13 protein-coding genes are annotated in these 13,601 nt (G+C 73.3%); 10 read left to right on the top strand and 3 right to left on the bottom strand.

Annotated elements, in window-relative coordinates; all coding sequences use genetic code 11:
* Positions 1-96 precede the first annotated feature (96 nt).
* The 3 genes from AC2A1K_RS18460 to AC2A1K_RS18470 form a co-directional block, all read right to left on the bottom strand.
* Complete coding sequence (locus tag AC2A1K_RS18460; protein ID WP_483897769.1) at positions 97-429, bottom strand: hypothetical protein; 333 nt, start codon at positions 427-429, stop codon at positions 97-99.
* A gap of 266 nt (positions 430-695) precedes the next feature.
* Entirely contained in the window at positions 696-1,193 is a 498-nt protein-coding gene (locus AC2A1K_RS18465) for an IS3 family transposase (RefSeq protein WP_483897770.1), read from the bottom strand.
* Between the two features lie 173 nt (positions 1,194-1,366).
* Positions 1,367-1,516 (bottom strand): transposase, encoded by a 150-nt coding sequence (locus AC2A1K_RS18470; protein WP_483897771.1) that lies wholly within the window; start codon positions 1,514-1,516, stop codon positions 1,367-1,369.
* Positions 1,517-2,066: 550 nt separating this feature from the next.
* Between AC2A1K_RS18470 and AC2A1K_RS18475 the strand changes: the two genes are divergently transcribed.
* The 10 genes from AC2A1K_RS18475 to AC2A1K_RS18520 all read left to right on the top strand — a co-directional run bounded on the left by AC2A1K_RS18475 (position 2,067) and on the right by AC2A1K_RS18520 (position 13,508).
* Entirely contained in the window at positions 2,067-3,200 is a 1,134-nt protein-coding gene (locus AC2A1K_RS18475) for a PLP-dependent cysteine synthase family protein (RefSeq protein ID WP_483897772.1), read from the top strand.
* Positions 3,201-3,202: 2 nt separating this feature from the next.
* Positions 3,203-4,330 (top strand): PLP-dependent cysteine synthase family protein, encoded by a 1,128-nt coding sequence (locus AC2A1K_RS18480; protein ID WP_483897773.1) that lies wholly within the window; start codon positions 3,203-3,205, stop codon positions 4,328-4,330.
* Positions 4,327-5,577 (top strand): pyridoxal-phosphate dependent enzyme, encoded by a 1,251-nt coding sequence (locus AC2A1K_RS18485; protein ID WP_483897774.1) that lies wholly within the window; start codon positions 4,327-4,329, stop codon positions 5,575-5,577. Before AC2A1K_RS18480 ends, AC2A1K_RS18485 begins: the two co-directional genes overlap by 4 nt.
* Positions 5,574-6,323, top strand: a complete 750-nt coding sequence (locus tag AC2A1K_RS18490) for a class I SAM-dependent methyltransferase (RefSeq protein WP_483897775.1) — start codon at positions 5,574-5,576, stop codon at positions 6,321-6,323. The genes AC2A1K_RS18485 and AC2A1K_RS18490 overlap by 4 nt, the downstream gene beginning before the upstream one ends.
* A gap of 6 nt (positions 6,324-6,329) precedes the next feature.
* Positions 6,330-7,652, top strand: a complete 1,323-nt coding sequence (locus tag AC2A1K_RS18495; protein ID WP_483897776.1) for an MFS transporter — start codon at positions 6,330-6,332, stop codon at positions 7,650-7,652.
* Positions 7,649-9,211, top strand: a complete 1,563-nt coding sequence (locus tag AC2A1K_RS18500; RefSeq protein ID WP_483897777.1) for an ABC transporter substrate-binding protein — start codon at positions 7,649-7,651, stop codon at positions 9,209-9,211. Before AC2A1K_RS18495 ends, AC2A1K_RS18500 begins: the two co-directional genes overlap by 4 nt.
* 62 nt (positions 9,212-9,273) lie before the next feature.
* On the top strand, positions 9,274-10,236 hold the full coding sequence (locus tag AC2A1K_RS18505; protein WP_483897778.1) for an ABC transporter permease: 963 nt from the start codon (positions 9,274-9,276) through the stop codon (positions 10,234-10,236).
* Positions 10,233-11,021: an ABC transporter permease subunit gene (locus AC2A1K_RS18510; RefSeq protein WP_483897779.1), complete on the top strand. Its 789-nt coding sequence runs from the start codon at positions 10,233-10,235 to the stop codon at positions 11,019-11,021. Before AC2A1K_RS18505 ends, AC2A1K_RS18510 begins: the two co-directional genes overlap by 4 nt.
* The gene (locus AC2A1K_RS18515) at positions 11,018-12,559 is read left to right on the top strand and encodes an ABC transporter ATP-binding protein (RefSeq protein ID WP_483897780.1); all 1,542 of its coding nucleotides are present in this window, start codon (positions 11,018-11,020) and stop codon (positions 12,557-12,559) included. Before AC2A1K_RS18510 ends, AC2A1K_RS18515 begins: the two co-directional genes overlap by 4 nt.
* A gap of 97 nt (positions 12,560-12,656) precedes the next feature.
* Positions 12,657-13,508: an SAM-dependent methyltransferase gene (locus tag AC2A1K_RS18520; RefSeq protein ID WP_483897781.1), complete on the top strand. Its 852-nt coding sequence runs from the start codon at positions 12,657-12,659 to the stop codon at positions 13,506-13,508.
* The last annotated feature ends 93 nt before the right edge of the window (positions 13,509-13,601 follow it).

A 13,601-nucleotide genomic window follows, 5' to 3' on the forward strand; every position in this document is an offset into this window, starting at 1 on the left:
GCGCGCCGCTCGGGAGCGTCTCGATCTCACCGCGCGGCCGGCGGCGACCCCTTAGCTAGGCTTCGTGACCATGGAGCCGAGCTCGTGCCGCATTGGTCAGGGTTGGCCGGCCTGGTGCCGACGCCGCAGGAGGGGTGCGCCGGCGAGGTCCTCCTCGTTGCAGAGGATCTTTACCTCGAAGTACGGCGAGCCGGCCCGATTGTCGTAGTCGAGATGGATCGCGGACACGTCTATGGCCTCGCCGAGCCACGCTTCAGCGCTGCGTAGCCAACTCGCCGAGCGCTCCAGGGCCGATGCCAGGTCGTTGTCCCGGAAGCCGACCGCGCGGTAAGGCACGTCCGCGATCTGATCAACATCTGAGACGGGGCGCGGGAGTCCGACAGCGACACCCGAGTCGTCCAGCTGCAACTCGTTCGACAGCTCACTCACGCCGCTAGCTTCTCGCGATCACCGGGGCCGCGGCAACTCGTGGTGGGGCCAGCCGCATGAAGGGGCAACCTCGCCCCTCTGTCCCAGCCCGGTTCGGAACCGCCGGCGACATCGTATGCGCCGATGGGACTCATGTGGCCTGGGAGTGACTGATCGACCGATGGATCTCGATCTGCGAACGCATCCTGATGATGCCGATCGGCCGCATCGTCCGCGGCCATGGTCCTGGACGGCGGTGTGCCCGACCGCACCGCCGGCGCCGGCGATCAGCAACCACTGGCCCGCTGCAGCGCGAGCCGGGTCGGCGCGGCCCCGAGCAGATCGAGGACCCCATCGCGGTCCAGACGCGGCCGAGCAGGCGTTCCAGGGCGGGGCGGCACCTGTCGGTGGTATCCGCGTCGCGGTGAAGTCGCGTTCGACCAGGTCCGGGGAGGGGTCGCTCGTGGGTCCGGCCGGGTCGAGGGCACCCGCGAGCGCTTGCGCAGGTAGGCGCCCTGCAGGCCGGCGGCGCGCATGAGCTGTTCGGCGCGCTTGCGCGAGACCCGCCGGCCGCGGCGGCGCAGGGTGGCGTGCACGCGCGGGGCGCCGTAGGTCTGCCCGGACCGGTCGTGCACCTGGTGGATCTGGGCGAGGACCTCGGCATCCTCGCGACGGCGCGCCGACGGATCGCGGTCCTGGGCGAGCCAGCCGGAGAAGGTTGAGGGCGCGATATCAAGCTGGCACAGGATCGGCTCTACTCCGAACTCCTCGCAACGGGCGTGCACGAACGCTACGACAGTCTCCTTGTCCGGTCGATCTCCTGGGGCGAGAAAGCGCACGCCGCCTTCAGGATTTCGTTGAGCCCAGTGCGCATCGCCCCGTGATGGACGCCCAGCTGCTCGGCGAGCTGGCGGAACGTCGAAGCCGTCGACGGCGAGTTCACGGACCAGCGGACATACTACTTTGGGAGGACGTTCTCCCGGGCGAAGTAGGCCGCGGCACGCTTGAGGGTTTCGTTCTCGACCTCGAGACGGCGCTTGTCTTTGCGTAGCTCGGCGAGCTCGGCACGTTCCTTGCTCGACAGTCGCTCGCCGCCGACGCCGCCCACTGCGCTGTCATCGACGGTCGGCCTGAGCCATCCGGTTCCGCAAACACGACTCGGAGATGCGCAGGCTCGTCGCAATGTCCGCGATCGGTTGCTTGCGTTCGCGGGCGAGATCGACCCCGCGCTGCCGAAACTCCGGCGGGTGAGGTGCGGGCACGAACGACATCCTCCCGGCGGACCGGGTCCAGCTCAGACGAGGTGTCCGGTGCGGGGGGCCGACCTCACCCTCGAGCGTGGCGCACCGGCAGCTCGCTGGTAGCGCCCTCCGTCCTACGCCATGGGGTCTGGTGGCGGCCGGTTGATCGTCCTGGTCACGACCACGGTGTTCCTGCTCTGTGGCTCGTGCGCTACTCCCCTCCTCCCTCGAGCATGGGCTGCTGGCCGGCTGGGCCAGCCGATCCGACGGGTCCGCGCCTCGGACTACATCCGGACAACCCTCTCGTGGCGAACGTCTCCGAGAGCTGCTTAGAGCAAATGATTGTCGTTATCGTTATGCCTGTCCGGCCGCATCACCTCGTCCTGGTCGGGCGCCCCACACCGAGCGGAGGAACGCGTGCGCTGTGCCTCGATCCTGGACGCGATCGGCGGGACGCCCCTCGTCCGCCTGAATCGGCTCGGCGCCCCGGCGGACGCCACGGTGTGGGTCAAGCTCGAGGGCGCCAACCCCAGCGGTAGCGTCAAGGTGCGCCCCGCACAGGGCATGGTCACCCAAGCACTCCGGGACGGACACCTCGCCGCGGACGGGACGCTGATCGAGGCGACGTCGGGCAACCTCGGGATCGCCCTGGCCATGGTCGGAGCAACGCTCGGGCACCCCGTGAAGATCATGGTCGACCCGCGCACCCCGCGGTTCAGCGTCCGCGCCATCGCGGCGTACGGCGCCGACCTCGTGCAGGTCGACGAGCCCGATGAGCACGGCAAGTACCAGGTACCCCGCATCCGTGCGGCCGAGGCCGAAGTCGCTGGCACACCGGGGGCGTTCATGCCCGACCAGTGGAACAACCCGGCGAACCCGGCCACCCACCACGACACGACGGCCGCCGAGATCATCTCCGACCTCGAGGGCCGGGTGGACGCGGTCGTGTGCACGACGTCGAGCTGCGGGCAGATCACCGGTATTGGCCGTGCGTTGCGCGAGACCCACCCCGACTGCCTGCTCGTCGCCGTCGACGGGCGCGGGTCCACCGCGATCGGTGGCCCCATGGGCAACCACCTGCTCGTCGGGCTCGGCTCCGGGTTCACCCCGGCCAACTTCGACGGCGACGTGATCGACCACGCGTACTGGTGCGGTGATGCCGAGGCGTTCAGCACCTGCCGGCTGCTCGCGACCGAGGAGGGCATGCTGCTCGGCGGCTCGTCGGGTGCGGCGGTGTTCGCCGCGCTGCGGGTCGCCCGCGACCTCGGCCCCGAGGCCCACGTCGTCGCCGTGGCCTGCGACGGCGGCGACCGCTACCTCGACACGATCTACGACGACGACTGGTGGACGGAGAAGGGTCTCACCCGCTACGCCACCCGCGAGACACTCCGGGCGCGTCTCGACCATTACCAGCCGACACCCGGCGAGGCGCTCGACCCGTGGCGACGCTACCCCGACCGGCTCGACGCCACCCAGCCGGAGCATTTCGACCCCGCGGTCGAGCGCGCCTTCGCGGCCGAGCGCGCTGCTGGCGGGTCGGGGGCCTCGTGACGGTGCACGACCCGCTCCGCGCCGCCCGGCCCTCCCCCACGAGCCCGCCCGCCGCAGTCACGTCACCGCCCGCACCCCTGCAGAACGCCGCAGGGCTGATCGGGAACACACCGCTCCTACAGGCGAGCTCTCTGCTGGGTGAGACGGTCGGCATCTCCTTCTGGGCCAAGCTCGAGGGCGGGAACCCCGGCGGGCTCAAGGCCCGTGCGGCGCTCGCGATGGTGCTGGGCGCCGAACGACGCGGCGAGCTGCGCCCCGGCGGCACGATCGTCGAATCCACCAGCGGGACGCTCGGCCTCGCGCTCGCCTTCATCGGGGTGATCCGCCACTACCAGGTGGTGCTCGTCGGGGATCCGGGGCTCGAGCCGATGGTCCGCACCATGCTGCGGGCCCAGGGAGTCGAGCTCGAGGTGGTCACCGAACCCGAACCGGTCGGTGGCTGGCAGGAAGCCCGGCGTCGGCGGGTGGCGGAGATCTGCCGCACCCGTCCGGGCACGTTCTGGCCGGACCAGTACCACAACCCCGACAATCCCTCGGGCTACGCCGGCCTGGCCGCCGAGCTCGGCGCCCAGCTGGAGCGGCTCGACGTGCTGGTCTGCAGCGTGGGCACCGGCGGGCACAGCCGTGGGCTCTCGCGTGCGCTGCGCGAGCGGTGGCCGGGGCTCCGGTTGGTCGGGGTCGACTCGGTGCGATCGACCCTGTTCGGCCAGCCCGCCGGTCCTCGCCTGATGCGGGGGCTCGGCTCGAGCTTCCACCCCAGCAACGTCGACCACGACGCGTTCGACGAGGTGCATTGGGTCAGCGCTCCCGAGAGCGTCTGGGCGTGCCGGGCGTTGGCGCGCCGCGCCGGGGTCACCGGAGGCTGGAGCACCGGTGCCGTCGCTCTGGTCGCGAGTTGGGTCGCCGAGCAGACGCGCCCCACCTCCGTACCCGGCACCCCGGTCGTCGCCGCCGTCTTCCCCGACGGTCCCGAGCGCTACTGGGACACCGTCTTCGACGACGACTTCTGCACTCGCCACGGCCTGCAGGACGCCCCACCCCCGACGGAGCCGGAAACGATCCACGACCCCGACGAGCACGTGATCACCAGCTGGACGCGCACCACTGCCGACCCGGGGTGGCCGCAGTGACCGCCGTGCACTGGGTGGGTCATTCGCTCTGGGACGGCGCGTCGAGCGACGCGGACCTCGACGACCGGAACTCGGGCTGCTCGCGCGCCGCGGCGCGCGGGGTCGGTGCGCCGGTGGTCCCCACTCGCCTCGGCCCGCCGCCCCCGCGCCCGGCGCCGCGGCCGCCGCCGGGGCTCGGAGCCATGTGGCGATGGGCTGCGCACCTGGTGCCGGTCGGGCGGCCCGCCAGCCTCGGTGAGGGCGGGACACCGTTGGTGGACCTGCGGTGCCCGGAGGTGCCCGGCCGGGTCCTCGTGAAGGACGAGCGCGCCAACCCGACGGGCTCGTTCAAGGACCGGCTGGCCGCCGCTGCGGTGTCACGCGCCCGCCACCTCGGCGCGACGACGGTCGCCGCCGCCAGCAGCGGGAACACCGGGCTGGCGGTCGCGGCGGCCGCGGCGGCCGCGGGGTTGCGCGCCGTCGTCCTCGTGACCGGCTCGCCGCCGGCGCCGACCGCCGCCGAGCTCGCCGCGACGGGCGCCATCGTGGTCGCCGTCGACCGGCCCGAGGACCGGTGGCGGGCGCTGCGCACCGGGGTGCACGAACTCGGGTGGTTCCCCGTCAGCAACCACGCTGAGCCGCCGGTAGCGAGCCACCCGGCCGGCGTGCACGCCTATCGCACCATCGCCTACGAGATCATCGAAGCGCTCGACGGGCGCGCGCCCGGGCACGTCGTGCTGCCGGTCTCGCGCGGCGACGGCCTGTTCGGGGTGTGGGCGGGGTTCGTCGAGCTCGCCGAGCTCGGGTGGGCCGACGCGGTCCCGCGGATGGTCGCCGTCGAGCGGCATCCAAGCCTTGGGCGCGCCCTGGCGGCCGCAGACGTGACGCCCCGCCCCGTCGACGGGACGTCCGAGCCCGCCGTGTCCCGCTCGATCGGCGACCCCTGCGGCACGTTCATGGCCCTCGAGACCCTGCGCGGCAGCGACGGGATCGCGGTCACCGTCGACGACGACAACCTGCGCGACGCCGCGGCCGGCCTCGCACGTACCGGGCTCGTGCTGGAGAGCTCGTCGGCCGCGGTCCTGCCGGGGTTGCACAGACTCGCGGCCGACGGCTTCCTCGATCCCGACGGCACCACCGTGCTCGTGGCGACCGCCGGGGCCCGCGCGCAGGCGACCCTGCCCGCTCCCCCGGCTCCGAGGACCCTGTCCGACCCCAGCGACGCCGAGGCGTTGCTGGCCCTCACCGACGAGAGGAGACCCTCGTGAGCGACCTGACCGCCGGCACCGACGCCGTCCTCGAAGCGCTGCCCCCGATGCTCACCCCCGGCGAGATTCGAGCGGCGAACGCCCGCCACGTCGACCCGCAGACCGTGCGTCCGTTCTCGTTCGAAGGCTGGGATTTCGCTGCGCCGCCCGGCGTCCACCTGCCCGGCAAGGCTAGCGTCTCGGTGTTCGAGCGGCTGCACGACGGGCGCATCGCGGTGGCTGGGCGCCGCTACGGCACGGTCGGCTGCGGGCTCGGCGTGGAGGCCGTCGTCGCCGCGCACGCCGGCGCGGCGGAGATCCTGGTCTGCGACGTCCACGCCCCCAGCGTCGAGGCCGCGGCCGAGCACCTTCACCGGCACGCCGGCGGGCGCATCGAGCGCGGGGACCTGGTCGTCCGGTCCGTCGTGTCCGACGTACTTGCCGACATCCCCGCCGACGTGCGCCTCGACGTCGTCACCTTCAACGCCCCCACCATCGCGGTACCCGTCTCCGAGGACCCCGACGTGGTGCGCAGCGTGTCGGTGGGCGACGGCGTCGCCGAGCGCTTCTTCCGCCAGCTCGCCGAGCGCAGGCTGCTAGCCCCCGGAGGTGAGGTCTTCCTGCTCGCGTCGAACACCTCCGACCTCGCCGCCATCGTGCGCCACGGCGCGGCCGCGGGATTCCGACCCGAGATCGTCCACGTCCGGCGGCGCCCCGACATCAAGCTCGAGGGTCACCTGTTCCGTTTCACCCCCGAGGACGGCTGAGCGGGCGTGCTCGCCTCGTTCCGTGCCCTGTCCGCCGCCAGCCGGCTGCTGGTGATCAACCAGCTCGGTGTCAACCTCGGCTTCTACCTGGTCCTGCCGTTCCTCGCCACCTACATGGGGTCGCTGGGGTACGCCGCGGCGACCATCGGTCTCGTCCTCGCCCTGCGCAACCTCTCCCAGCAGGGGCTCTTCCTCATCGGCGGGTCGGCCGCCGACCGGCTCGGCTGCCGGCCGGTGATCACCCTGGGCTGCTCGCTGCGGGTCGTCGCGTTCGGGTTGTTCGCGGTGTTCCAGACGCTGCCCGGGCTCGTCGCCGCGGCGGTGCTCACCGGCCTGGCCGGCGCGATCTTCAACCCCGCCGTCCGCGCCTACCTGATGCAGGACGCCGGTGACCGGCGCGCCGAGGTGTTCTCGGTCTTCCAGGTCTTCGGCCACGTCGGCGCCCTCACCGGGCCGCTGCTGGGCGCGCTGCTGCTCTCGGTCGACTTCCGCCTCGTCGCGGTGGTCGCCTGCGCGGTGTTCGCTGTGCTCACCGTTGCCCAGATCGCGGTCCTGCCCGCCAATACGGCCACCGCCGACAGCTCGGTCGGTGTGCTGCGCAGCTGGTGGGAGGTCGCGCGGAACCGACGTTTCCTCGCGTTCGCGCTCGGAGGCTCGGGCTACTTCGTCCTGTTCAACCAGCTCTACCTGATCCTGCCGGTCGAGGCCGAGCGCGTCACCGGTGCCGCCGCGGCGGTCAGTGCCGTGTTCGTGGTGTCGACCGTGATCGGCATCGGCGCCCAGGTCCGCCTCACCGCCTGGTGCCGGGCCCAGTGGTCGGCCGGCACCACGATGGCGGTCGGGCTCGTCGCGATGGGCACCGGTTTCGTGCCGGTCGCGGTGGCCGCACCGCTCCTGCCGACCGCGGCGCCAGGTAGCTCGCTGCTCGCGGCCGCGCCCGCCGTGCTCCCGGTCCTCGCCGGCACGGCCATGTTCACCATCGGGATGGCCATGGTCAACCCGTTCTCGATGGTGCTCATGCCGGTGGTCGGCTCGCCGCGCCTGGCCGGCACCTACTACGGCTTCTACTTCATGGTCGCCGCGGTCGTCGTGGCGATGACCAACACCGCGATCGGCGCGCTCCTCGACGCTGCCGACACCCCCGCCACGCGGTGGCTGCCGGCGACCGCACTCGTGGCGGTCGGGCTCGCCGCGGCGGCCGTGATCGCCACGCTGGAGCGCCGCGGCCTCCTCGACGGCGAGGGGACCGCGCCGACACCACCGGCTCCACCGGCTCCACCGACACCACCCGCCCCCGATCACCGATCCGACCAGGAGGCGTCGCGATGACCCCGGACCCCGGTTCCCTCACGCCCGCGACGGCGGCCCGACGGGCCTTGAGCCGGCGCGGGTTCCTCGTCGGGGCGGCCGCCACCACGGGCGCACTCACGCTCGCCGCCTGCGCCGGCGGCGGCGGAGGTGGCGGCGGTGAACGGCTGCGCGTCGCGTTCACCGGCGGCGGCAGCAGGGAGAACCTCGACCCGCACGTCGCGGCACAGTTCATCAACCAGGCGCGGTCGAAGGCCGTGTACGACACCCTCGTCGGCTGGTCCCAGGAGATCACGGCACAGCCGCGCCTGGCGCAGTCCTGGGAGTCCGACCCGACGGGTACCCGCTGGCGCATCCGGCTGCGGGAGGCGCGCTTCCACGACGGGCGTCCGGTCACCGCCGACGACGTGCTGGCCTCCTTCCGCCGCATCGCCGATCCCGCCACGGGAGCGACCGCCGCGGCCTCGTACGCCGGGATCGACTTCGCGGCCAGCCGTGCTGTCTCGCCGACCGAGCTCGAAGTCGTCCTCGGCGCCCCGAACCAGTTCTTCCCGCTGTCGTGGGGCTCGGCAGGATCGGAGATCGTGCCGCAGGGCTTCTTGCCCGACGCGCCGCCGAACGGCAGCGGGCCGTTCCGCTTCGTGTCCTTCACCCCGGGCGGGCCGGCGCTCTACCGGGCCCACGACGCGTACTGGGACGGGCGCCCGCCGTCGGACGAGCTCGAGATCGTGCCGATCAACGAGGACACTCCCCGACTCGGCGCTCTGCTGTCGGGGCAGGTGGCCTACGCCCACGACCTGCGGGCAACGAGCGCGCAGCAGCTCGAGGGCGACAGCCGAGTGCGGCTGCTCGCGGCGCACGCCGCCAACCACCAGTTCGTCAACCTGCGGGTCGACCGGCCACCGTTCGACGACCCACGGCTGCTCGAGGCCTTCCGGCTCGGCATCGACCGTGAGGCGCTGGTGCGCGTCGCGCTGCTCGGCCGCGGCACACCCGGCGGGGACGTGTTCGGCGTCGGCCAGGAGTACTTCCCCGCCGACCTTGCGGCAGTCCCCCGCGACGTGGCGCGCGCCAGTGCGCTCGTCATCGAGGCCGGGGCGCGCGGCCGCGCGGTCGAGCTACTGACCTCCACCACGGACGCGGCGTTCCAGCCCGCCGCTCAGCTCATGGCCCAGCAACTCGAGGAGATCGGCCTGCGCCTGACACCTCGCGCGTTGCCCTCGGCGAACTACTACACGGAGGTCCGCGAGGCGCAGCTGGCGTCCCAGAGCCGCTCCGGCCCGATGCCGATCCCGGAGTTCGTCGGCCGGCGATTGGTCACCGCCGGCTCCCCGAACTACACCGGCTACCGCGATCCCGCCGTCGACACGTTGTTGGCCACGGCGCGGGCCGCCACCGACCCGGCCGTGCGGGCCGCGAGCATCCGCGACGTCCAGCAGCGAGTGCAACGCGCATCCGGTTACGTCGTCTGGGCGGCCGGGGCGCTCAACGTCGGGTTGGCCGCCGAGCTGCGGGGCCTCGAAGCGGCCCGGACCAACACCGACGCGTGGGCGCGGTTCGACCGGGCCGTGGTGGGCTGATCGTGGCCCACACGGACCCGACCGGCCCGACCACTGCGCTCCACCCTGCGCGCGATCCGGACGTGGGCGGTCCCGCAGTACGCGGACCGCGGCGCGGACCATCGGTCCCGTGGCGCGTCGCGGTCGCACTGGTCCAGCTCGCTGCGGTGTCGGTGCTCGTGTTCGCGCTGACCAGCCTGCTACCGGGCGACACCGCCACCGCGATCGCAGGGCCCGACGCCTCCGACGCCCAGATCGAGGCGCTGCGCACCCAGCTCGGCCTCGACCGTCCGCCCCTGGAGCGCTTCCTGGACTGGGCGGGCGGCCTGCTCACCGGCGACCTCGGCACCTCGCTCGTGAGCGAACGCCCGGTGAGCGAGATCCTCGCCGACGAGGCCGGCGCCACCGGGCTCCTCGCCGCCTGTACGGCCGTGGTCCTGGTGCCGCTCGCCGTCGGCCTCGGGGTCGTGGGTGGGCGCCGCCCGGGCTCGGTGCCTGACCGGGCCCTCACCCTGGTCATGGTCGTCGGGCAAGCCGTCCCGGAGTTCGCCCTCGGCGTCGCCCTCGTCACGGTGTTCGCGCTGCAGTTGAGCCTCCTGCCGGCGACCGCGGCCGGTGCCGGCGGGCTCGACCCGACCCTGCTGGTCCTGCCGGTAGCGGTCATCGTCCTGGCACAGCTCGGGCGCCTGGCCCGCCAGGTCCGCATCGGCGTGGTCGAGAACGACCGGGCCGAGCACGTGGTGCACCTGCGCCGGTTGGGGATGCCCGAGCCGGTGGTGCTGTGGCGTCACGTGGTACCCGGTGCGGTCGCGCCGGCCGTACAGCAGCTCGCCCGCGTCGTCGACGGCTTCGTCGGCGGCATCGTCGTCGTCGAGGCGCTGTTCGCGATCTCGGGAATCGGCTCGGGGTTCGTCGCCGCCGTACAGGAACGCGACCTGCCACTCGTCCAGGCCTACGCCCTCGTCCTCGCCGTCTCCACGATCGGCGTCAACCTCTTCGCCGACCTGGTGACCGCGCGCCTCGTCCCGCAACGGGAGGACCGATGAGACCACTCACGGTCGTCGCCGCCGTCCTCACTGCCGTACCGCTGGCCGCCGCGCTCCTCGGCCCCCTCGCGGCCCCCGTGGCGCCGCCGGGCACACCCGCGCTCCTCCCCCCCGGCCGGGAGTTCCTGCTCGGCACCGACGCGCTGGGCAGGGATCTGCTCGGGCTGCTGCTGACCGGCGGCTCCTCGGTGGTGCTGCTCGCGGTGGCAGCCCTGCTCGTGACCACGGCGGTCGGCGTTCCCTTGGGGCTGCTGCTGGCCGCCACCCGCAGCCGGCTGCTCGACACCGTCGCCCTGCGGACCCTTGACGTGATCCTGGTGCTGCCCTCGCTACTCGTCCTGCTCGTGCTCGCCTCGACCGGACGTCGGGGGCTGGGATGGCTGATCGTCGCGATCGCGATCGCCCAGCTGCCCGCCCTGGTCCGCCTCGTACGCAGCGCGGCCTCGGCGCCCGCGTGCCGCACGGCCCTCGAGGCGATGACGATGGCGGGCGAGCCCTGGTGGCGGGTACACCTCGTCGAGACCGGGCGGCGCGCGACCGGCCCGGTCGTGGTCGACGCGGCAACGCGCGTCGTGCTCGTCATCGGCCTGGTCAGCACCGCGAACTTCCTCGGGGTCGGGCTACCGCCCGAGGCCGTGGACTGGGCGGTGCTCGTCCAGCAGAACCAGACAGCGCTGTTCCTGGCCCCCCTCACCGTCATCGCGCCGGTGGTGCTCATCGCCTCACTGTGCGTAGGCATCACGTTGCTCGCCGACACCCTGCTCGAACGGAGGGCCACGACATGAGCGCCGCCGTGAACGCCACCGCACCGCTCGCCCTGCGCGTGCACGCCCTGCGTGCCGTGACCGGTGAACAGGCGTTGCTCCGCGACGTCGACGTCGACCTTGCTCCCGGGCGTGTCCTCGCCGTCCTCGGCGCCTCGGGCGCGGGCAAGAGCACCTTCGGGCTCGCCGTCCTCGGCGAGAGCGCACCCGGGGTGACGCTGTCCGGGCAGGTCACCGTGACCGGGGACGACCTGCTGCCCGCACGCAGCACGCACCCCTCGGCAGGACGGGTCGCGTACGTCCCCCAGCATCCGGGCGGCGCCCTCGACCCGGTCCGCCGGGTCGGTGCCGTTCTCGACGAGCTCGCGGCGACACGGCGCGGCACCGGGCGGTCGGCGCGAGCCGCGCGCGCGGAGGCGGTCGCGAGTGCGCTGGACGCGGCCCGGCTCGAGCCCGGCCTGGTCCGCCGCTTCCCCCACGAGCTCTCGGGCGGCCAGCAGCAGCGCCTCGCCCTCGCGCTCTCGCTGGTCGTGGCGCCTGCGGTCGTCGTGCTCGACGAGCCGACGACCGGCCTCGACCCCGTCACCACCGCGGAGGTCGTACGTACCTTCGCCGACGTGGCCGCTGGTGGCACGGCGCTCATCGTGCTCACCCACGACCTCGACGTCGCCCGGACGCTGGCTCACGACGTGCTGGTCCTCGACCGCGGGGCAGTCGTCTCGCGGGCACTGCCCCGCGAGGGGGTCGACACCGCCGACACGCAAGGGACTGACGACGACCCGCCCGGTATGGCGCCGCACGAGCGGTTGACCGTCACCGGGGTCGGCGTCACCGTGCCGGGTGCCACGCTGCTTGACGGCGTGGACGTCACCGCGGGGGCCGGCAGCTGCCTGGCCGTCGTGGGTCGCTCGGGGGCCGGGAAGACATCGTTCGCGCGGGCGCTCGTCGGTCTGCGCGCGCCCACCCGCGGTCAGGTCCTGGTCGACGGGCAGGAGCTCCCACCCGCGTTGGGCTCGCGCGACCGCGAGCAGCGGCGCCTCGTCCAGTACGTGCACCAGGACCCACGGGCGTCATTCCTCGAGCACGTGACGGTGCGCGCCCAGGTCGCCCGCCCCGGGGTCCTGCTGCGCGGGCTCGACCGCGCGACCGCACAGGCCGAGGCCGACTCCCTGCTCTTGCGCCTCGGACTCGACCACGCAACCTGCGGACGGCGCCCGGACGGGCTCTCGGGCGGCCAGCTGCAGCGCGCGGCGCTCGCCCGCGCCCTCATGGCGCGGCCGGCGGTCCTCGTCGGCGACGAGATCACGTCGGCGCTCGACGCCGATCACCGAGCCGGTCTGCTCGACGCCCTCGACCGGGTGCGACGGGAGGAAGACACGACAGTGGTGCTGGTCAGCCACGACCTCGCGCTGGTCTCCCGGGTGGCCGACACCGTGGCCGTGCTCGAGGCGGGCCGGCTGGTCGAGCATGCGAGCGTCGTCGACCTGTGGCGGCGTCCCGCCTCGGAGGCAGGACGGCGTCTCGTGGCGACCTCGCGCGAACCGATGACCGCCTCGTGAGCGGCACCACGACCGACGGCCGGACGACACGACGGCCCCCGACGGAGCCGGCGCCCGGGCGGGCACACGCACCGATCCGGGACCTGGGAGGAGCAGCATGACCGAGGACACGACAGACGGGGGTCCCGGGTCGCTCTCCATCGTCGGACTGGCCTATGCCCTCGACGCGGTCCCGCAGGCGAACTTCGACCGTTTGCGCGAGGCCGACCTCGTAGTCGGCCACCACGGCTTCCTCGAGCTGGTCGCACCGCTGCTCGCTCCGACGACCGAGACCGCCGACCCGCCACGCGGACCCGAGGACGCCGGCGACTTCCGCGCCCCCCGCGTGCGACGAGCCCTCGCGGCGGCGGCAGCGGGCCGCCGTGTCGTCATCGTGTCCGACGGCGACCCCGGCATCTGGGGCATGGCGTCGTACGTCTTCCGTCACCTCGGCGAGCAGCCCGCGCTGTACGGGCCTCCCGGCGCCGTCCCCGTACACGTCCTGCCGGCGGTGTCGGCGCTGCAGCTCGCGGCGGCCGCGGCGGGAGCCCCGCTCAACAACGGGTTCGTGACGTGCTCGCTCTGTGACGACATCACGCCGGTCGAGACCGTCGACCGCCGGCTCGAGGCCGCGGCGTCGAGCGGGATGGCCACCGTCGTCTACAAGCCCCGCTTCAACGCCGAGATCGCCCCCGAGCGCTACCCGGAGCACGACTACCCCTGGTTCCATCCGCCCCGCGAACGCTCCGACGAGCGGCTCGCGCAGCTGCTCGACCGTTTCCTGCGCCACCGCCCCGCCGGCACGCCGACGGTGCTGACCCAGCACCTCGGGACACCGGAGGAGAGCACGACGATTCCCTCGCTCGGCGAGCTGCGCAGGAACATCGACCTGGTGTCCTACTACTCGGTGATCGTCATCTGTAGCGAGGAGACCGTGCGCGTCGGGACCTACGTGACCGTCGACCGCTGACACAGGACGTCGGGTGAGCACGCCGACCCACGTCGCCCTTCCCCCGCTGCCCTCGAACCATCACTCGTCGAGAGCGTGGCCCGCGACCACGAT

The sequence above is a fragment of the Actinomycetospora sp. 2LY8.5 genome, assembly GCF_057180585.1.

What these genes read in the sequence shown, in the direction of transcription:
- AC2A1K_RS18515 (WP_483897780.1), top strand. Translation starts at nt 11,018, where the DNA reads ATGAGCGCCGCCGTGAACGCCACCGCACCGCTCGCCCTGCGCGTGCAC.
- AC2A1K_RS18510 (WP_483897779.1), top strand. Translation starts at nt 10,233, where the DNA reads ATGAGACCACTCACGGTCGTCGCCGCCGTCCTCACTGCCGTACCGCTG.
- AC2A1K_RS18520 (WP_483897781.1), top strand. Translation starts at nt 12,657, where the DNA reads ATGACCGAGGACACGACAGACGGGGGTCCCGGGTCGCTCTCCATCGTC.
- AC2A1K_RS18500 (WP_483897777.1), top strand. Translation starts at nt 7,649, where the DNA reads ATGACCCCGGACCCCGGTTCCCTCACGCCCGCGACGGCGGCCCGACGG.